A 19,258-nucleotide genomic window follows, 5' to 3' on the forward strand; every position below is an offset into this window, starting at 1 on the left:
TCTACCTCAACAATTCCGTCGCGTAGCTAATAGCAGAAAGAGCATAGAGTGGAGCTGTTTCTGCTCGGAGGATGCGAGGTCCTAGACCTGTCTTGACCGCTCCTGCTCCTTCGAAAGCAGCTACTTCCTCAGGCGAAACGCCACCTTCAGGACCGACGATGACCAGAACTGATTGACCAGTTTCTAAGCCAGATAAGGTCTTCACCAAATTGGTCTGTTCGCCCTCCTTGGCGGCTTCTTCGTAGGCTAGGATAATCTGGTCAAATCCTGTCAACTGAGCTAGGAAATCCGCTTTTTTCTCAAATAAACGAACTGCTGGAATCCGATTGCGTTTGCTTTGCTCGGCTGCTCCTTGGGCGATTTTTTCTAGCTTATCTGCCTTTTTAGCTAATTTTTTGCCGTCCCATTTGACCACTGACCAGTCCGCTGGAAAGGCCCAGAGGGCTGTCATGCCTAATTCCGTTGCCTTTTGGGCGACAAATTCTAACTTATCTCCCTTGGGAAAGCCCATGGCAATGGTAACGGAAACGGGCAATTCAACATTGTCTGCCAGTTCTTCGATGATTTCAACAGATTGGTTCTGGCTATCTACCACGCGCGCCAAGCGTTTGATCCCATCGTCAAAGACGAGGACAATCTGGTCATCTGCCTGCAATCGCATGACAGAAAACATATGCTTGGCGGTGTCCTTATCGCTAATCTGGAACACGCCTTGCGGTGCTCTGCCATTGACAAAATACTGCTGCATCCTAGCCTCCAATCACACCTGAGCGGTCAGCCGTCTTCTTAAAGACGCAGCAATTCCACTCACCCTGCATCATGTGAGTCTCAAGGAAGAAGCCAGCCGCCTCCGCAGATGCTCGCACCATGTCCCACTTGTCCGCGATGATGCCGCTCATAATCAGGTAGCCCTCGTCCTTGACCAGACGGTAGGCATCCTCGGTCAGATGGATGAGAATGTCCGCCAAGATGTTGGCAACGATAACTTCTGCTTTAATATCAACGCCACGAAGCAAGTCACCTGCCGCGACATGAATATTGCTAGTGTGGGCGTTGAGGTCAATGTTTTCCTGAGCTACACGCACCGCCACTTCATCTAAATCGTAAGCAAAGATTTCCTTAGCCCCAAGAAGAGAGCTCGCAATGGAAAGGACGCCTGAACCTGTGCCGACGTCGATGACCGTTTCACCACCACGCAGGACCTGAGAAAGAGCAAAAAGGCTCATCTTAGTGGTCGGGTGGGTTCCTGTACCGAAAGCCATGCCTGGATCCAGGCGGATAATTTTCTCACCTGCAGTCGCCTCATAGTCCGTCCAAGACGGTACAATAGTCAAATCGTGGGTAATGCGAGCTGGCTCATAGTATTTCTTCCAGTTGTCCGCCCAGTCTTCCTCTGCCAATTCCTGACTTTCTAAGCTAATCTGACCTGTTTCCAAGCCAAAGCCTGTCAAATCCGCCAAACGAGTAGCCAAATCTGCCTTAACTTCCTCAATATCTACAGTATCAGGATAATAGGCCGTAATCGCAATCATATCCGACTGTTCCACCTCGGGATAGAGTTCACCAAAACGGTCCTCCTGCCCCACATAGTCAGCCGAGTCGCTAATAGCCACCCCCTGACTGCCCGTTTCAATCATCAGATTTGAAACTGCCTCTTCTGCATCACGATGCACGTGAATGGTTAATTCTTGCCATGAGTTCATGTTTGTTTCCTTTTCTTTTCTATGCGTCAATCACTGTATTATTGTACCGATTTCTAGCCCATTTTACAAGTTAATACTATAAGGTAAGTAAAATCAAAATAATTTTCGAATAAATGAAATGACAGGAAAATCTGAGCGGTGGTTCTGATTTCTGAAAGGTGGTGGTGCCTATGCAAATAGACGCAAAATCCAACGGAAAGGAGAACCTAATTTGTCAGCAGATGAACTAATGGTCATCATAGCTTTTGCAAGCTTACTTGTAAATATGCTTGGTTTGATCATTACAATCATCGTAACCATGCTAGATAAAAAATAGACCGCCCATGATTTCAAGCTGGCGGTCTATTTTGTCCAAAAGCTGAACCATCGTTATGGTCCTGTCAGGGCGTTGAGCTGGAACTCAACGCCTTTTCTATTTTTATAATAGCAAAAGTTTCGCCTGCAGTCAAGCAAGAGAGAAAACGGAATGTCAAATAGAATCTATTACCCTCAATTCTATACCTACTGCACCGTACTGTTCTAATTGTTCTCGTGAATAGTAAACTTCCATATCTTCTGGTTTCGCCTCTCTGATACTGCTTTGCGTATACCCACAAGACAATAAATCCAGTTCTTTGTATAACTGAGCAAAATTATCAAATATGTGAAGATCTAATACTTCCACATCGATCGTTTGCGTCTGATTTTCTGTACAATAAAAACGGATAAAATCTCCAATGCGTATATTCTTTCGCTTCTCATCATAAAGTCGTAGCTCAATGGTCTTCTGACCAGACTTCATCATTTCAAAAGGTTTTGGAGCCAGTAACATTTCATGAACCATCTCAATACCTCGGATATGGGTAAAATTCCCCTTCCACCAAGTCTGCTCTGCCTTTTTCAAAAGCCTCTCCGTCCCAAGCAATCGCAAATTCTTGGGCCTCTGGGTCCGCCAAAAAGTCCATGAGGTCGTCTAAACCTTGGTCGGCGGTGTCCTTGAGAAAACCTGCGAAGTAGGTCAGAAACTCTGCTGAAAAGCCCTTCTTGGCGTCAAATGGCAGAGCGACCAGGTAGTCTTCCGCGTCAAAGCGAGACTTGTCCTGATTGTAGAAAAGGACATACTCCTCCAGGAAAATATCCTCCGCAGAAGCATTGCCTTCGTCGTCCACCGTTTCAATTCCAGCCACATTTTGTGCTTCCAAGATAAACGCCAACTCAACAGCATGATTTTTCTTGTCCCAGTTGAGCTCATAATCATAAGTAAAATGTTTATCTAGTGCCACTTCCAGCACATCTAAAAAGCCATGTTTCGCCATTCTATCTCCTCTTTTCTATAAATTCCAATAAATTTATTTCTCGACCATATTTGACGGAAGCCCGCTTGTCTTTCTCCAAAATGGACTTGGTTAAATCTAGTTGATTCACCGCTGCCAAGGCTACAGCATAGTGAATAACATCAGCTAATTCTTCTGCCAGACGAGCAGAGCTATCGTCTTCGCCATCCATCATCTTACGGCCTGCACGTTGATTCAGTAGCTCTGCCACTTCACCAATTTCCTCCACTAATTTCATAAAGAGACTTTGCTCTGGAACTGTCGTCCCATAGTGGTCACGCAAGTATTCTTCCAAAACACTCACCGTCAACTCCGCCATCTTCGTTTCTCTCCAAATCCTAAAATTGTAGTATAATGATTATACCATAAATGCACTGAAAGGAAGCCTATGCCAGCCAATCTCGCCCTTCGTATGCGGCCAAAATCCATTGATGAGGTCATCGGTCAGGAACACCTGGTCGGTCCTGGAAAGATTATCCGCCGCATGATTGATGCCAATATGCTGTCGTCCATGATTCTCTACGGTCCGCCAGGGATTGGCAAGACCTCGATTGCGTCTGCCATTGCTGGCACGACCAAGTATGCCTTTCGGACCTTTAACGCCACGACCGACAACCAAAAACGCCTACAGGAAATCGCTGAAGAAGCTAAATTTTCTGGCGGTCTGGTCCTCATGCTCGATGAGATTCATCGCCTCAACAAGACCAAACAGGACTTTCTGCTTCCTCTTTTGGAAAATGGCAATATCATCATGATTGGGGCAACGACTGAAAATCCCTTCTTCTCAATTCTGCCTGCCATTCGTAGTCGGGTGCAGATTTTTGAATTGCAACCTTTGCAAACCAGCCACATCCGACAGGCCTTGGAACTGGCTCTGACAGACAGCGAACGTGGTTTTGACTTCCCCATTACCATTGAGCCTGAGGCTCTGGACTTCCTAGCCAATGCCACCAACGGTGACCTGCGTGCCGCTTATAACTCGCTAGAACTGGCTGTACTTTCGACCAAGGAAAGTGACGACGGTAGCCGCCACATTGACCTGGACGCTGTGGAAAATAGCCTGCAAAAATCCTACATCAGTATGGACAAGAACGGCGATGCCCACTACGACATCCTCTCCGCCCTGCAAAAATCCATTCGGGGTAGCGATGTCAATGCCAGCCTCCACTACGCTGCCCGTTTGATTGAGGCCGAAGACCTGCCTAGTCTGGCTCGTCGCCTGACGGTCATTGCCTATGAAGACATCGGCTTGGCCAATCCAGAGGCACAGATTCATACGGTAACTGCCCTTGAAGCCGCCCAGAAAATCGGCTTTCCAGAGGCACGAATCTTGATTGCCAATGTGGTAGTCGATTTGGCCCTTTCTCCCAAGTCCAATTCTGCCTATCTGGCTATGGATGCAGCTCTGGCTGATTTGCGGAAAAATGGTCATCTACCCATCCCAAATCACCTGCGGGACGGCCATTATGCTGGTAGTAAGGAGCTGGGAAATGCTATTGGCTACCAGTATCCGCATGCCTATCCTGAAAAATGGGTGGACCAGCAATACCTGCCCGATAAGTTACTGAATGCGGACTACTTCACCGCCAACGACACCGGAAAATACGAGCGTGCCTTGGGCATGACCCAAGAAAAAATCAAACATCTAAAACAAAATAAGAAAAAAAGTTGATAACGTTTTCATTTTTTGCCGATTTTCTCTTGATTTTTTTAAAAAATGTGGTAATATTAAATCATAAATAAGAACTGCTGTGGTATACGAATTCATACCTATGTGTTGACCGACTATTTTTGTATTACTAGGGAGACAAAGATCTTTTGGCAGTATGCAGGCTGGTACACCCAGAAGCAACTAAGTCAAAAACACGTCACCCACCTGCTTCTAGCGTGCGGGATCAATACAATCTTTGAATAACCGGTACCAATACAGCATTTTTATTTTTTTATCCTTCCTTAGCTCAGCTGGCAGAGCAGCGGACTCTTAATCCGTGGGTCGTAGGTTCGATCCCTACAGGGAGGATTGGTTGATATGAGGAAAGTCTTGATTTATCAAGGCTTTTTCTCGTTTTTTGAGTGAATTTGTCAAAAAGAACCCTTTCACATTGTGAAGGGCTATTTTTTTAACTTATCCCACAGGACAACTCGTTTTTCCTGCAATGATTTCTGCACATCAATAATGCGTTGGTTGGTCGATCCTCTAAATTGCAACATGAGGTTGCGTTTGCTTTTGTCATAGCGGCCGTCAACTAGAATATCTAAATAGGATAGTAACTCTAACTTATCCGGAGTTTCTAACATCATTTCTTCCCATGTGTAGCCTGTCCAGGACCAAATGTCCTTGTCTGGCAATTCATCCCGCACCCGCTTGACGAGGGGAAGGACGGTCCCTGTATTGAGAAAGGGCTCCCCACCCAAGAGGGTCAGGCCCTGCACATAGGGTTGGGCCAAGTCTGCTAAGATGCGGTCTTCCAGCTCCTTGGTGTAGGGAATGCCGGCCTTGAAGGACCAGGTGGCGACATTGTAACAGCCCGGACAGTGAAAGGGGCAGCCGCTGACATAGAGGGAACACCGCACGCCTTCACCGTCCACAAAATTAAAGGCCTTGTAGTCCATAATCCGTCCCTGACTGAGTTCCTCACTCTTCCACTCGCCCGGCTTGGGATTGTTCCAGGTCTGTTCCGTCATAGCTGCCTCCTTCTCTTAGTCAATCCAGTAACGTTCTACTCCTTCTCGGATATCTTCTAATACACCACCACATGCCACAATCGTTTTGCGACTAGCCTCATTGTCTGTCGAGCAGGTCACGAGGACTTTGGAAATATTTTTACTAGCCGCCTCCTGCAAACCAAGTCGAAGTTGTTCCTTGGCATAGCCCTTTCCTCGCTCGGTCGGGCGAATGGAATATCCGATGTGACCGCCTTTATTGAGCAGGAAATCGTTGAGCCGTAGGCGTAGACTGAGAAAGCCAAGGGCTCGACCTGTCTGGTCAAATGACACATACTGAATAGAGGGAACAAATCCTTCTGGCAGGTTGATGCCTGCCTCATGGTCTTGGTTTCCCAAAATCCAGTCTTCAAAGTCCACATCTTTGGAGATAAACCCTCCGTCCATAGCAGAGCCTGCTTTTTCAAATTCCGCTAGCATATCCAAAATCGTTTCCTTATCTGCTATAGTCGGTCTTCTTAATTCCATTCTAGCCTCCATATTGTCTCTTGAAAAATTCACTGATGATGTCTATATCCAGTCCCAAGTCCTGCACAATTTCTGCTTTGTGGAAATCGTCATAGTTGTCCTTACCGCTCCAAACAAAAGAATTGGTCACAATCTGATAGATCTTATCTGACTCGACTGCTCTGCTATTGACCACAAAACCCTCGCCGCCCGGGACAATGCCCCACATCTGAGGGTGGAGGCCTGTCTGTAGGTCGGAATCCCCTTTTTCTCATTACCCTCCCGAATGTTCGCAATCAGTTGCGCCTTCTTTGGAAAATTCTCCATGTAGGAATGCATATCATTGGTATGGAGAATACTAATATCTGTATAGTCCATACTATTTTTTCTTATTTTTTGCTTGTTTGAGCAATTCCTGCACACGCGCTTTTTTATCCTGCTTCACATTAGAATTCTTCTCATGATAGCGTGTCACCAGGGCCTTCCCCTTATCGTCTAATTGATATTTTCCCATTGTTTTCTCCTTTTTTGAACATAGCAGAGCTATTACATTTTTCTCCCTATTATAACAAACTTCCGTAGTTCCTCAAAACCACGGAAGCCCTCATGCCCTTCTTTATAAGCTCGACCCATTCATGTGTTTCACACGCGCCGAAATTTCCTTGTGACGGCCTTTTACCATCGGACGGGCCTGTGGATTGCCTAGATAACCACAAGTTCGTTTAACAACATCCACCGACTTAGGATCGCTATTCCCGCAATTTGGACACTTGAAGCCACGCTCCGTCGGCTCAAAATCGCCCTCAAAATCACAAGCGTAGCAATGGTCAATCGGGGTATTGGTCCCCAAGTAACCAACACGGTCATAAGCATAGTCCCAAACAGCTTCCAAGGCCTTTGGATTTTGTTGCAGCACAGGGTATTCACAGTAATGGATAAATCCACCACTAGCACCTACAGCAGGATAAATTTTCTCAAAGTCCAGTTTTTCAAACGGTGTTGGATTTTTGCGTACATCATAGTGGAAACTGTTAGTGTAATATTCTTTATCTGTAATGTCCTTAACGATGCCAAATTTCTCTGTATCCATACGGCAGAAGCGGTCTGTCAGGCTTTCAGATGGTGTCGAATAAACTGAGAAATGATAACCATATTCATCCGACCAATCTTCAACCAAGTTTTTCATTTTCTTGATAATATCCACCGTAAAATCTTTTGCCTCTGGGTTGGTCTCCCATTCGCCACCGTAAAATACTGTTGCGACTTCATACAAACCAATGTACCCCAAAGATACGGTTGCTCGACGATTTTTAAAGACTTCATCTACTGCGTCTGTCTTAGCCAAGCGTTTGCCGAATGCCCCATATTGATAGAGAATTGGAGCATTGGCCGGGGTTGCCTCTTTCACTCGTTCCACACGATAGATCAGGGCATCCTTGGCAATGGCCATGCGTTCTGCAAATATTTCCCAGAACTTATCCATATCTCCTGCAGACTCCATGGCAATCCGTGGCAAATTGACGGTTACGACACCGAGGTTCATACGACCAGATGTCACATCCTGCCCATTTTCATCCTTCCAACCTTGAAGGAATGAGCGGCAGCCCATTGGCACCTTGAAGGAACCTGTCAACTCAACAATCTTGTCATAAGAAAGCATATCTGGATACATACGCTTGGTTGCACATTCAATCGCCAATTGCTTGATGTCATAGTTTGGAGAATCTGGCTCCAAGTTCAAGCCACGCTTAACTGTGAAAATCAGCTTTGGAAAGATAGCTGTCCGTCCTTCGCGCCCCAGACCCTTGATACGAATGTTCAAAATCGCTTTTTGAATTTCTCGCTCAAACCATGATGTCCCTAGGCCAAAACCGAGTGAGGTGAAGGGTGTTTGTCCATTGGAAGTAAAAAGGGTGTTGATTTCATACTCCAAAGACTGCATAGCGTCATAGATGTCTTTTTGCGTTTTAGCACGCGCATATTCTTCTTGCTTGTCTGCTAACACCCAATCCTCGGCGTCTTTCAAATGCTTTTGGTAATTAAGTTCCGCATAGGGCGCCAAAACTTCATCGATACGGTCAGCTGAGCAACCACCATATTGACTAGAAGCCACATTGGCAATGATTTGTGAAATCTGAGCCGTAGCTGTTTGAATTGATTTTGGACTTTCTACATCCGCATTTCCTATCTTGAAGCCTTGCGCCAACATTCCTTTGAAATCAATCAAACAACAGTTAGTCATTGGTGTATAAGGGCTGTAATCCAAGTCATGATAATGGATGTCCCCCTTTTGATGGGCATTGGCCACATGAGCTGGCAATAACTTAAGACCGATTGACTTGCCAACAATCCCCGCTGTCAGGTCCCGTTGAGTGTTGAAAACATCCGCATCTTTATTAGCGTTTTCATTGACCACAGACTGATCTTTGCTCAACAGCTTATGAATCTCAAAATTAATATCGGTAGCCTGATGACGGCGAAAATCACGGTGTGTTCGGTATTGAATATAAAGTTCCGCCAAATCATACAAATGAGCCTTTAACAATTCCTGTTCAACGACCGTTTGAATTTCGTAAATTTGAACATCTTTCTCAAATCGGCGACCAATTTCAGCCAAAACAGCTTCTAATACAATTTTTAAACCTGCCTCTGAAACAGGATGTTCTAATTCTTGGTTTGCCCGCCGAAGAGCAGAAAAAATCTTATCCTGGTCAAAGGATACTGTCCGTCCATCACGTTTCAAAACCAATAATTCTATACTCGGTAAGACATTTTCTTGCACATTCATCTGACTGGCCTCCATTTTTCACTGCTATTAGTGTAACATTTCACAAAATAAAAATCAATATCTTGTGCCAAAAAATATAAAAATAGAAAATCCACACTAAATATAGACCTCGTTTCTGAAAAACAAATGAAAACAAGAGCCTATTCTGACTCTTGTTTTCTAGTCCATAAAAAGTACAGGTTAATAGCACAGGCCACTAAAATCACAGCAGGCCAAAGCAAGTTGATGACAGGAATTCTGCCAACATTCACCGCAAGAAAGAGGATATTCCACACCACTCCCAAGCTATAGACAATCGTCAGTATAATTTTCATAAAACACTCCAACAAAATGATAGTGCTATTATACTACAAACGACCGTTGATGTCCTTGATTTGTCGCTCCATTTTCCGATGGTTTAGGAAAAATAACAGAGCGTATATCAAGACAAAGATAAACCAGAAAAAGAGAAGAGCCCCAAGTTTCACGGGAAACCAGCCAGCCAAAATGCCCAGCGGTATAAAGCCTAAAGCTGTGATGCCAAAATGCGTTGCCGTCATTCGTAGAAGGCTCCAGTCCTGTTCAAAAATCTTGTCTGCCAGCTGGAACAAGAGACCGATTGCCGCCCAAACGACTACACAAATCATCATGACGGTTACTTGACTAAAGTTGCTCAGGTAGTAAGCCCCCATGGTTGAAAAGGGATTGAGAGGAAAGTAGGTTCCCTGTCCGAAGACGGCTGATGTGATAATGGAGATAATAGTTCCGATGGCAATGCCTAAACTAGCTGATAAGATGTATTTTTTCATAGTCCTAACCTTTCTTTGATAACTTTTAGATAGCGACGGGATGAGTAGGTGACCGACCCATTCTTCATGACCAGTTTGACCAGACCGTTGGCAGTCAGTTTGAGGTGGTCCAGTTGCTTGATGTGAATGATTTCCGACTGGGAGATTTGTAAGAAGTTTGCTGGTAAATCTTCCTTGACCTGATACAAGCGTAGGTTGGAAGTATAGACATTTTCTACTGTTTCCACTTGCAAGAGCCTATCTTCTAGATATAGCCTGACAATCTCTTCATGCTCCAAAAGATATACCTGCTCCCCTTTTTTGACTGTCAGCCTAGATGTCTGCTTGTCTAAGTTTTGAACATAGGCCACCAAGTTAGTAATCTGCTCAGACATAGCTTGAGCTTCAATGGTTACTAAGTCTTCTACAATATCTGATGAAATAGCTAGTTTTACTTTCATAATGCTCTCCTTTCTCTTTCTGCCCTTATTAAACACCATTTCTCGAGTGGTTTCAAGGGCTTTTGGCTATGTGGTTGTTTTTCAGCACTAAACGGCAAAAAAGCCAGAACGTTTGTCCTGACTTAGTCATTCTTTAGAAAAGTTAGCCCCGTCACTATCTGCCAAGCTGTGATAGGATAGACGGTTAAGCGTTCATAAATGGCCATTACCGCCACTTGATTTTCTGCGATTGCCGTCTGCAACAATCCTGCAGCGACAAAACCACATAAGCCAAGAAGGATGCTCATGAAGCGATAGGTTATTTTTTTCTCAGATAGGAAAAGACCTGTCAACAGCAAGGTGCTATTGCCCATCATAAAGGACAGACGAGCTCCAAGTCCATGTAAGCCGTCCTGACCCGGTACACCACCTTGGAAGAAACCAACCAAGAGACTCCCTAGACCAAAGAGGGTAACTATAAGCAGGATAAGGATTGCCAAAATTGGATGTCTTCGCCTTATCTTAGAGAAAATAAGCAGAGCATAAGAAAAGACAAAGCCAAGTGCAGTTAGAATAAAGCCGCTATTCATAACAATCGCCCAATTCGAAAAGTTTTCTGGCACACCAGCTACCTGCTGGCCATTGTATACCCCAAGAGCTGAAATAAACTGCCGACCATAGACATAACTAAGCGGATAGCCCGTTCCAATGGCAGCGATTAATTCGGTCCCTAGGTAAATACTGGCATTTATTAGAAAGCCAATGGCTCCCCATTTTTGTAGATTATGTACTCTCATCTTTTTCTTTCCTTATTACTTTCTCTTGGCATTTTGCCACTAGACTTATTTAAAATCTGTAATTTTTTCTGCCTCAATACGAACAGAGTCGAATCCTGGTTCTTTGGCTTTGCCAATTGAGACCATCAAGACCGGAATATAACGGTCTGGATCTAGGTCAAAAGTTGCCACCATCTCCTCAGGGTCAAAACCGGACATCGGGTTGGTATCATAGCCATGTGAACGTGCTACTAACATCAACTGCATGGCGGCTAAGCTAGCATCCATTTTGACGACTTCTCTCATCGTAGCTGGTGATAAGGCATCATACATACTCTTAATCACAGGTACTTGATAATCTCGTACTTCTTGGGGCATCTTACCTTCGGCTACAGCTCGGTCATAGATAACTTCTGTGCGGTCCTGGGGCTTGATATCTGCAAAGATTAAAATCACCGCTGAAGCTGTATCGACTTGCTTAGTATTAAAGCGTACCATGGGGCGCAACTTGGCCTTAGCAGCTGCGCTTTCCACAACCACAAAACGCCAAGGCTGCAAGTTCACAGAAGATGGAGCTGTAATGGCTTTGTTCAGCATTTCAAGCATTTCTTCGTGGTCAATCGTCACAGTCTCATCATATACTTTGATAGACTTGCGACCAAACATAATTTCATTAAAATCATTAGTTATCATACACGATTATCTCCCTTACATTAGCGCTGTTTTTACATGGGAAAGTAGAGCATAGGTTGTTGCAGGGAAAGCAAAAATCATGCGATTTAGATCTGTTGCTGTCAACTGTTGATTGATAATCAAGGTCAGTAAATTAATCAACTCTCCCGCTTCATGTCCCAACAAAGCAGCACCCTTCAAGGTCTTATCACTTCCTACAATCAGCGTAAAATGTGCCTCCGCTTCTAACTTAGTTTGGAATTTTAATTGTTGACCAAAGGGAATGTCTACAATCTTGTACTGTTCAGGATTCGCCTTAGCCTCTGCAACCGTAACACCAACTTGAGCCAGACGTGGCAGCGTGAAAACGACATTTGGAACAACTGGATAGGTAATCGGAGCTGGATTGCCCAAAATATGCTCCGCAATGTAGCTAGACTCAAAGCTAGCAGTCGGTGTCAAGCGAGGAATCGTTTTAGAAACCACATCACCAGACGCGTAGATAGTAGGCTGGCTCGTCTGCATGAATTCATTCACCTTGATGCCAGTGCGATCAAAATCCACTCCAACCTCTTCTAAGCCTAGACCTTCCACATTTGAGACACGGCCTGTGGCATCAATAATGGTGTCTGTCTCGATTTCTAAGCCCTGAGCCGTTTTGACAAGAAGACCACTTGCGGTTTTTTCAGCTGAAACAACCGCTTGATTGAAATGGAAGCTAACACCATCGGTGGTCATTTTATCAATGACACTATCTACCAATTGTTCAGGATAGGCTGCTAAAGCACGGTCTGCAAATTCGATAATATGAACTTCTGAACCCAGTAGCGAAGCCATTGTCGCAAACTCTAGCGAAATAATCCCAGCACCGATAAAGACGATTCTTTCTGGCATATGGTCCATATCAAGAAAGGCACGGCTGTCTTGAAACCATTCATTCCCAGGGACATTTAGTCGAGCAGGGCGTTGACCTGTGCCAATCACGACAAATTCTGTGGTAATTTCCTTATCATCAACCATCACTGTGTGAAGATCTTTTAACTGCCCATGTCCTTTTAAAAGATCAATTGACAGGCTGGCAAACATGCCTTCTAGCATAGGAGAATAAGTTGGAATTTCCTCTTTTTTATACGCCATCAATTTTTCCCAGGAAATCTCTCCTGTTTTGGCAATCCCTGCTTTTTCATACCGAGCTAGGCCATCCATAAACTCAAAGGGGCTCTCTAGTAAAAACTTGGCATTACAACCGTAGTTTGTGCAAGTTCCTGCTGTGATATCTTTTTCGACAATGGCTACTTTCTTGCCTGCTTTTGCTAAATCAACCGCGGCATGCCAGTTGGCATGTCCTGAACCGATAAAGGTAACATCGTATTGATACATCGTTCTTCCTCCTTAATTTGTCAACATAGAAACAACTGTTTGGCCTAGGGCGCGAGCAGATTGGGGATTTTGACCTGTCAAGATGCGATCATCCTGGCGAACAACAGGGGAAAAGGCTGTTCCAATTTCAACTTTAGCCCCTTTTTCACGAAGAGCTGTCTCCGTTAAAAATGGTACCAAGGCTGCGGTGCCGTTTAATTCCTCTTCTTGATTGGTAAAGCCAGTAACGACTTTTCCTTCAATCAAGGGTTGACCATTCTCATCTTTGATTGGCAATAGCCCTGCCACACCATGACAAACTGCTGTGACGAGACCTCCGTTTTGGTAAATCTGACTGGCTAGCTCTGCTATTTCCATAGACTCTGGAAAATCCCACATAACTCCATGACCACCCGTGTAATAAATCAACTCATAATCCGCCGCCTTAACCTCTTCAGGTCGCAAGGTCTGACCGAGAGCACGATTGCGAAAATCAGCGTCCTTATAGTAAGTGCGGTCTACATCATCCATCATGGTCAAACTATGCGGGTCTAGGGGTACGTAACCACCTTTTGGGCTGACAAAATCCGCGTCATAGCCCGCTTTGACTAACTCATCATAAAAATGGGTCAGCTCACTGAGCCACAAACCTGTCAACCGTTCATGCTCACCATATTGTTCTGTATTGGTTAGGACAATCAGTGCTTTTTTCATGCTTCCTCCTAATTTCAATCGCGCGCGATTGTTTCTGTTATGTGTCTAGTCTATCCCTATTCATTTGATTTGTCAAGGTAAAAGAATTTTGATAAGATATTTTTATCGTGCACGATTAGAAAGCGAGAAACCATGTCCGACTATCATTATTCAAAGCAGCTCTGCTATTCCTTCTACCAAGTCAACAAACTCTTTAATCAATTTTATCTGAAAAATCTCAAGGAATTTGACTTGACCTATACCCAGTACCTCGTGCTTGTTGTCCTCTGGGAAACAGCTCCGTTGACACTCAAGGAACTAGGCGAAAAACTGGATTTGGCCAGCAACACCTTGACGCCTCTCCTCAAGCGACTTGAGGAAAAGGGCTACATCCAGCGAAGCATTCCTCTGGGAGATAAGCGGCAACTCCTTGTCCAGCTCACCGAAGACGGTCAAATGCTCCAAACCAGTCTTGAAGATAAGCTACTTTCCTGCTTTCGCCAACTCGATGGCCTGACTATAGAAAAAAAACAATCGTACGTCAAGTACAATCAGGAACTCATCGAGAGTTTACAGAACTATTTGGACTAATATATCCCTGCTTTTCTCCATGGAAGCAGGATTTTTTGTTGCAAAAAAAGCCAGAACAGTTGTCCTGACTTTCATTGTCTTATATTTTTTTCTTCAACTCCGCCACTGCCATCATGACTTCCATAGGGGTCATATTGTAGATGTCTAGTTTTTCCAGTTCATCAAGGACTGGGTGAGAAGGCGTGTCTGCGAAGAGGTCGATTTGACCAGACGGTTCTGCCACCACTGATGGAGCTGGTTTTGCTGGTGCAGTAGGGGCTTGGTTTTCAAGCGTCTGCAAAATCCTATCCGCCCGCTGCAATAACTCCTCTGGCATTCCCGCAATCTTAGCCACATGAATCCCGTAGGACTTGTCGGCTGGGCCTTGAGCAATCTTGTGGAGGAAGGTGACTTGGCCGTCCTTCTCCAAGGTCGATACATGGACATTCTCTAAGTGTTCCAAGGTCTGGCTAAGGTCTGTCAACTCATGGTAGTGGGTGGCAAAGAGGGTTTTGGCACCAATCTTGTCGTGGATGTACTCGATGATAGACTGGGCCAGGGCCATACCGTCATAGGTGGCCGTTCCACGTCCAAGTTCGTCAAAGAGGATGAGCGAGCGATCTGTCGCCAAACGCACGGCCTTGTTGGCCTCCATCATTTCGACCATGAAGGTCGATTGACCACTAACCAAGTCGTCTGCCGCCCCAATTCGGGTGAAAATAGCATCGAAAATCGGTAATTCAGCCTGATCCGCAGGCACATAGGAACCCATCTGCGCCATGATGACGATAACCGCCAACTGCCGCATATAGGTAGACTTACCACTCATGTTTGGACCTGTAATTAGTTGCATATGCGTATCGGTACTCAAGTGAATAGAGTTGGGAATGTAGGTCTGCTTGCCCATGACCTTCTCCACCACCGCATGACGACCACGGTCAATGGTCAGTTCTCTTTGATCTGTGAAGCGTGGACAAACCAAATGTTGCTGCTCCGCCACAACTGCAAAAGCCTGCAAAACATCGATGGTTGCAATAGTCCGAGCCAACTTCTGCAAGCGACTGATGTATTTTTCAACCTCCTGGCGAATCCGCATAAAAATCTCGTACTCCAAATTAGCAGACTTATCACGCGCCTCCAACATCTGCCCTTCGATCTTAGCCAACTCTTCCGTTCCATAGCGTTCCGAATTTTTCAAGGTTGCCTTGCGGAAGAAATGGTCCGGCACATTGCCCAGATTGGAATTGGTCACATGGAAGTAGTAACCGTCTTTTTTGTTGTAATCAATCTTGAGATTGGTGATACCAGACGCTTCACGCTCCTTAGCCTCAATCTCCGCAATCCAACCCGCTCCCTCACGCATGACCAGACGATACTGATCCAGCGTTTCGTCAAAGCCTGTACGGATGATGTTTCCATCTGTGATGGTCCCTTGGGCTTCTGGGTCAATAGCAGAGCTAATGAGAGCGTGCAGTTCTGGGATTGGGTCCAATCCAGCTACCAGATTGCCTAGAGCAGGCTCATTGATTTGTAGCAAGATATTCTTGATTGCTGGGATATTTCCCAGAGTCTGGGAGAGCTGCAAGAGATCCTTGGGCATGGTTTTTCCAAAAGACACCCGGCTGGCCAAACGTTCGATGTCATAGACACCTTTTAAAGCCTCGACCAAGTCACTCCGTTCAAAGAAGTAATCCAGAAAAACCTGAACGACAGCCTGACGATTCTCAATCCGCTTAAGATCAATCAAGGGACGATCAATCCATGTCCGCAATAGTCGCATACCCATGGCTGTCTTAGTTTCGTCTAACAACCAGTACAAACTACCATGCTTCTTGCCTGTCCGACCGTTTTCAAGCAGATCCAGACTGGACTTGGTTGCATAGTCCATTTGTAGATAGTCCTTGATTTCATAGTGGACCACCTTTTGCAAGTGGCTCAGATCTCGCATCTGTGTCCGGTGCAGGTAGCTGAGGAGTTTGCCTGCTGCGGCCTTTTCCAAGTCTGTCAAGGAGTTGTCAATCAGCTGGATATCTTCTGTCACCTCATCCTCAAAAGAGAGTAGGAGGTTCATCTGGTTCGAAAAGACCTGCTCTTCTTCCTCAGAAAGAGCGTAACCAATGACCAATTCACGCGCTCGTAAGTTCCTGATTTCACTACAAAGACTGGTAAAATCATCCAAACTAGTTACAAAAAATTGCCCTGTTGACACATCCATGTAGGAAAGGGCAAATTGCACACCCTGACGGTCAATAGTGACCAGGTAGTTGCTATCGGCTCCCATTTTGGTGGAATCCATGACTGTCCCCGGTGTGATGACCTGCACCACTTCCCGCTTGACCACGCCGACTGCCTGCTTAGGATCTTCCATCTGCTCGGCAATAGCCACCTTGTGCCCCAACTCTACCAAAGTATCAATGTACTGCTGGGCCGCATGATAGGGAACGCCTGCCATGGGAATGGGATTTTCCGCATTCTTATTCCGACTGGTCAGGGACAATTCCAAAATCTGCGCAGCCTCTACTGCATCTTCATAAAATAATTCGTAAAAGTCTCCCATACGAAACAGCAAAAAAGCATCTGGATAGTTTGCCTTGATATCCAGATACTGCTGCATGCCTGGAGAAATTTTCTCTACTGCCATTCTTCCTCTCAATTCTATACCAAATAATAATTTATCTCAGCTTCAACCTGTTTGGCGGCCTCTTCATCTCGACATATAACCAATAAGGTATCTGCGCCTGCCAAGGTTCCTAAAATCGACTTTGGCTTTTCAGCATCGATAATATTGGCCATCAAGGCTGCCTCACCGAGTTCCGAATGGAGAACTAGGATGAAACTAGCCCTGTCGACTTTATATGCATATTGTGCCAATAGTTGGATAAAGTTAACTCCGTCTTCCTCCACTGCCAAAGAATAAAAGGAATGCCCATTTTCATGAATTTTTATCACGCCTAATTCACGCAAGTCCCGTGACAATGTGGTCTGGGTCACCACTACTCCTTGAGCCTCCAATGCCTGCTGAATATCTGTTTGACGTCCAATCTTTTCCTGACGAATCATGGCCCGAATCAAATCATGTCGTCCTGTTTTATTCATCATTTTACCTCAGAATGTATATTTATAGAAATATTATAACACTTTTCCCCGCTATTAGCCTAGAAATGTGATAAAATAGAATCAATAACGTTGGAGGAAATCCTATATGAATCAAAAACAAATGATTGCAGAAAACTTGGCTGCCATCCTTCCGAGTTTGGAAGTGGAAGCTATCTACAATCTGCTAGAAAAACCAAAATCATCAGAAATGGGCGATATTGCCTTCCCAGCCTTCTCCTTGGCAAAAGTAGAACGCAAGGCTCCACAGGCTATCGCAGCAGACATCGTTGAAAAATTGGATACGACTGGTTTTGAAAAAGTCGTTGCAACGGGTCCTTACGTCAACTTCTTCTTGGACAAGGCTGCTATCTCCCACCAAGTCTTGACAGATGTTATTACTGAAAAAGACCAATACGGTAAACTCAACATCGGTCAAGGACGCAATGTAACCATCGACATGTCTAGCCCAAACATTGCTAAACCATTCTCAGTTGGACATTTGCGCTCAACCGTTATCGGTGATGCCCTTGCTAACATCCACGAAAAGCTTGGCTACAAGCCAATCCGCATCAACCACTTGGGTGACTGGGGTAAACAGTTCGGTATGTTGATTGTTGCCTACAAACTCTGGGGTGACAAGGCTGCGGTCGAAGCAGACCCAATTTCAGAACTCCTCAAACTCTATGTGCGTATCAACGCTGAGGCAGAAGAAAAGCCTGAGTTGGACGACGAAGCACGTCAATGGTTCAAAAAATTGGAAGACGGCGATCCAGAAGCTCACGAGCTATGGCAATGGTTCCGTGATGAAAGTTTGGTCGAATTCAACCGCATCTACGACAAACTCGATGTAACCTTCGACAGCTATAATGGCGAAGCTTTCTACAACGATAAGATGGACGAAGGCATCCAAATCTTAGAAGAAAAAGGACTTCTTCAAGAATCTAAAGGGGCCAAAATCGTTGACCTTGAAAACTACAATCTTCCACCAGCCCTCATCATGAAAACAGACGGTGCAACACTTTACATCACACGTGACATGGCAACAGCTATGTACCGCAAACGCACTTACGACTTTGTGAAAAGCATCTACGTCGTTGGTCAGGAGCAAATCAACCACTTCAAACAGCTCAAGGCTGTCTTGAAAGAAATGGATTTCGACTGGAGCGACGATATGACCCATATCACCTTCGGTCTGGTTACCAAGGACAAGAAAAAGCTATCCACTCGTAAAGGAAATATCATCCTGCTCGAGCCAACGCTTGACGAAGCCATTTCACGCGCCCTTACTCAAATCGAAGCCAAAAACCCTGACCTTGAAAACAAGGAAGAAGTGGCACACGCAGTTGGTGTCGGCGCTGTTAAGTTCTACGACCTCAAAACCGACCGTGACAATGGCTACGACTTCGACTTGGAAGCTATGGTTTCCTTCGAAGGTGAAACAGGTCCTTATGTACAATACGCATACGCCCGCATCCAGTCTATCCTACGCAAGGCAAACTTTGTACCAAGCGCAGAAAATGACTACAAACTGGCTGATGCAGAAAGCTGGGAAATCATCAAACACATCCAAAACTTCTCAAACATTGTAGAACGTGCTGGTGACAAATTTGACCCATCTCTCATCGCTAAATATGCTATCAACCTAGCTCAAGCCTTCAACAAGTACTATGCACATACTCGAATCTTGGATGAAAGCCCAGAGCGTGACAGCCGTTTGGCTCTTGCCTACACAACTGGTGTCGTCCTCAAAGAAGCTCTACGTCTTCTCGGCGTAAAAGCACCAGAAAAAATGTAATAACATTCTATCCTCAATCTTATTGGTTGAGGATTTTTTATCGGCTCTTTGTCAACTGTAGTGGGTAGATGAAAAGCTAACACCTAGAGAGGACGAACTTCGTTCTCTCTTTCTT

At 45.1% G+C, this 19,258-nt stretch carries 22 protein-coding genes, 1 tRNA gene, 1 other RNA gene and 1 pseudogene; 6 read left to right on the top strand and 19 right to left on the bottom strand.

The window, feature by feature from the left end:
• Nucleotide 1: 1 nt before the first annotated feature.
• Nucleotides 2-748 (bottom strand): 16S rRNA (uracil(1498)-N(3))-methyltransferase, encoded by a 747-nt coding sequence (locus P7J49_RS03310; protein ID WP_408569369.1) that lies wholly within the window; start codon nt 746-748, stop codon nt 2-4.
• 1 nt (nt 749) lies between these two features.
• Nucleotides 750-1,703 carry a 50S ribosomal protein L11 methyltransferase gene (gene prmA / locus P7J49_RS03315; protein WP_408569371.1) on the bottom strand — a complete coding sequence of 318 codons (954 nt, stop codon included), beginning with the start codon at nt 1,701-1,703 and terminating at the stop codon, nt 750-752.
• 211 nt (nt 1,704-1,914) lie between these two features.
• On the opposite strand from prmA, the gene P7J49_RS03320 reads away from it, so the two are divergent.
• Complete coding sequence (locus P7J49_RS03320) at nt 1,915-2,019, top strand: putative holin-like toxin (RefSeq protein WP_221737275.1); 105 nt, start codon at nt 1,915-1,917, stop codon at nt 2,017-2,019.
• Nucleotides 2,020-2,172: 153 nt separating this feature from the next.
• Here the strand turns inward: P7J49_RS03320 and P7J49_RS03325 are convergent, their stop codons facing one another.
• Genes P7J49_RS03325 through P7J49_RS03335 form a run of 3 tightly spaced genes read right to left on the bottom strand, consistent with a single transcriptional unit; the run spans nt 2,173 to nt 3,335 of the window.
• A complete protein-coding gene (locus P7J49_RS03325; protein WP_408569372.1) occupies nt 2,173-2,526 on the bottom strand; it encodes an ASCH domain-containing protein in 354 nt (117 codons plus the stop codon).
• 1 nt (nt 2,527) lies between these two features.
• Nucleotides 2,528-2,998 carry a DUF3013 family protein gene (locus P7J49_RS03330; protein ID WP_408569374.1) on the bottom strand — a complete coding sequence of 157 codons (471 nt, stop codon included), beginning with the start codon at nt 2,996-2,998 and terminating at the stop codon, nt 2,528-2,530.
• A gap of 1 nt (nt 2,999) precedes the next feature.
• Complete coding sequence (locus P7J49_RS03335) at nt 3,000-3,335, bottom strand: MazG nucleotide pyrophosphohydrolase domain-containing protein (protein ID WP_408569376.1); 336 nt, start codon at nt 3,333-3,335, stop codon at nt 3,000-3,002.
• Nucleotides 3,336-3,404: 69 nt separating this feature from the next.
• Here P7J49_RS03335 and P7J49_RS03340 point away from each other — a divergent pair, with 69 nt between their 5' ends.
• The 3 genes from P7J49_RS03340 (at nt 3,405) to P7J49_RS03350 (ending at nt 5,036) form a co-directional block, all read left to right on the top strand.
• Complete coding sequence (locus P7J49_RS03340) at nt 3,405-4,688, top strand: replication-associated recombination protein A (RefSeq protein WP_408569378.1); 1,284 nt, start codon at nt 3,405-3,407, stop codon at nt 4,686-4,688.
• 71 nt (nt 4,689-4,759) lie between these two features.
• Nucleotides 4,760-4,953, top strand: a non-coding RNA gene (ssrS, locus tag P7J49_RS03345) — 6S RNA.
• Between the two features lie 10 nt (nt 4,954-4,963).
• Nucleotides 4,964-5,036: transfer RNA gene (locus P7J49_RS03350), tRNA-Lys, on the top strand.
• Between the two features lie 92 nt (nt 5,037-5,128).
• On the opposite strand, the gene nrdG is transcribed toward P7J49_RS03350, so the two are convergent.
• The 12 genes and pseudogenes from nrdG to P7J49_RS03410 form a co-directional block, all read right to left on the bottom strand.
• Nucleotides 5,129-5,701, bottom strand: a complete 573-nt coding sequence (gene nrdG, locus P7J49_RS03355) for an anaerobic ribonucleoside-triphosphate reductase activating protein (protein WP_408569380.1) — start codon at nt 5,699-5,701, stop codon at nt 5,129-5,131.
• A gap of 15 nt (nt 5,702-5,716) precedes the next feature.
• The gene (locus P7J49_RS03360) at nt 5,717-6,208 is read right to left on the bottom strand and encodes a GNAT family N-acetyltransferase (protein WP_408569381.1); all 492 of its coding nucleotides are present in this window, start codon (nt 6,206-6,208) and stop codon (nt 5,717-5,719) included.
• Between the two features lies 1 nt (nt 6,209).
• Nucleotides 6,210-6,446 (bottom strand): annotated as a pseudogene (locus P7J49_RS03365) (metallophosphatase); the annotation flags it as partial.
• Between the two features lie 120 nt (nt 6,447-6,566).
• A complete protein-coding gene (locus tag P7J49_RS03370) occupies nt 6,567-6,701 on the bottom strand; it encodes a hypothetical protein (RefSeq protein WP_002939130.1) in 135 nt (44 codons plus the stop codon).
• A 102-nt stretch (nt 6,702-6,803) separates the two neighbouring features.
• Nucleotides 6,804-8,975, bottom strand: a complete 2,172-nt coding sequence (nrdD, locus tag P7J49_RS03375) for an anaerobic ribonucleoside-triphosphate reductase (RefSeq protein ID WP_408569382.1) — start codon at nt 8,973-8,975, stop codon at nt 6,804-6,806.
• 140 nt (nt 8,976-9,115) lie between these two features.
• A complete protein-coding gene (locus tag P7J49_RS03380; RefSeq protein WP_009910995.1) occupies nt 9,116-9,289 on the bottom strand; it encodes a hypothetical protein in 174 nt (57 codons plus the stop codon).
• Between the two features lie 33 nt (nt 9,290-9,322).
• On the bottom strand, nt 9,323-9,763 hold the full coding sequence (locus P7J49_RS03385; RefSeq protein ID WP_408569383.1) for a DUF3021 domain-containing protein: 441 nt from the start codon (nt 9,761-9,763) through the stop codon (nt 9,323-9,325).
• Entirely contained in the window at nt 9,760-10,203 is a 444-nt protein-coding gene (locus P7J49_RS03390) for a LytTR family DNA-binding domain-containing protein (RefSeq protein ID WP_408569385.1), read from the bottom strand. Before P7J49_RS03390 ends, P7J49_RS03385 begins: the two co-directional genes overlap by 4 nt.
• Nucleotides 10,204-10,325: 122 nt before the next feature.
• Nucleotides 10,326-10,979 carry a DUF998 domain-containing protein gene (locus P7J49_RS03395; protein WP_408569387.1) on the bottom strand — a complete coding sequence of 218 codons (654 nt, stop codon included), beginning with the start codon at nt 10,977-10,979 and terminating at the stop codon, nt 10,326-10,328.
• A gap of 45 nt (nt 10,980-11,024) precedes the next feature.
• The gene (locus P7J49_RS03400; protein WP_024418367.1) at nt 11,025-11,651 is read right to left on the bottom strand and encodes a nitroreductase family protein; all 627 of its coding nucleotides are present in this window, start codon (nt 11,649-11,651) and stop codon (nt 11,025-11,027) included.
• Between the two features lie 15 nt (nt 11,652-11,666).
• Nucleotides 11,667-13,010: a dihydrolipoyl dehydrogenase family protein gene (locus P7J49_RS03405; RefSeq protein WP_408569388.1), complete on the bottom strand. Its 1,344-nt coding sequence runs from the start codon at nt 13,008-13,010 to the stop codon at nt 11,667-11,669.
• Between the two features lie 12 nt (nt 13,011-13,022).
• Nucleotides 13,023-13,703 (bottom strand): type 1 glutamine amidotransferase domain-containing protein, encoded by a 681-nt coding sequence (locus P7J49_RS03410; RefSeq protein ID WP_408569389.1) that lies wholly within the window; start codon nt 13,701-13,703, stop codon nt 13,023-13,025.
• A 132-nt stretch (nt 13,704-13,835) separates the two neighbouring features.
• Between P7J49_RS03410 and P7J49_RS03415 the strand changes: the two genes are divergently transcribed.
• Nucleotides 13,836-14,273, top strand: coding sequence for a MarR family transcriptional regulator (locus tag P7J49_RS03415; protein ID WP_172043225.1), 438 nt, complete (start codon nt 13,836-13,838; stop codon nt 14,271-14,273).
• Nucleotides 14,274-14,352: 79 nt separating this feature from the next.
• On the opposite strand, the gene mutS is transcribed toward P7J49_RS03415, so the two are convergent.
• Nucleotides 14,353-16,893: a DNA mismatch repair protein MutS gene (gene mutS, locus P7J49_RS03420; RefSeq protein ID WP_408569391.1), complete on the bottom strand. Its 2,541-nt coding sequence runs from the start codon at nt 16,891-16,893 to the stop codon at nt 14,353-14,355.
• Between the two features lie 14 nt (nt 16,894-16,907).
• Complete coding sequence (gene argR / locus P7J49_RS03425; RefSeq protein WP_408569395.1) at nt 16,908-17,348, bottom strand: arginine repressor; 441 nt, start codon at nt 17,346-17,348, stop codon at nt 16,908-16,910.
• Between the two features lie 106 nt (nt 17,349-17,454).
• Here argR and argS point away from each other — a divergent pair, with 106 nt between their 5' ends.
• Complete coding sequence (argS, locus tag P7J49_RS03430) at nt 17,455-19,143, top strand: arginine--tRNA ligase (protein ID WP_408569393.1); 1,689 nt, start codon at nt 17,455-17,457, stop codon at nt 19,141-19,143.
• Nucleotides 19,144-19,258 lie beyond the last annotated feature (115 nt).

Source organism: Streptococcus suis, from assembly GCF_046032515.1.
Taxonomy (GTDB): Bacteria; Bacillota; Bacilli; order Lactobacillales; family Streptococcaceae; genus Streptococcus; species Streptococcus suis_AL.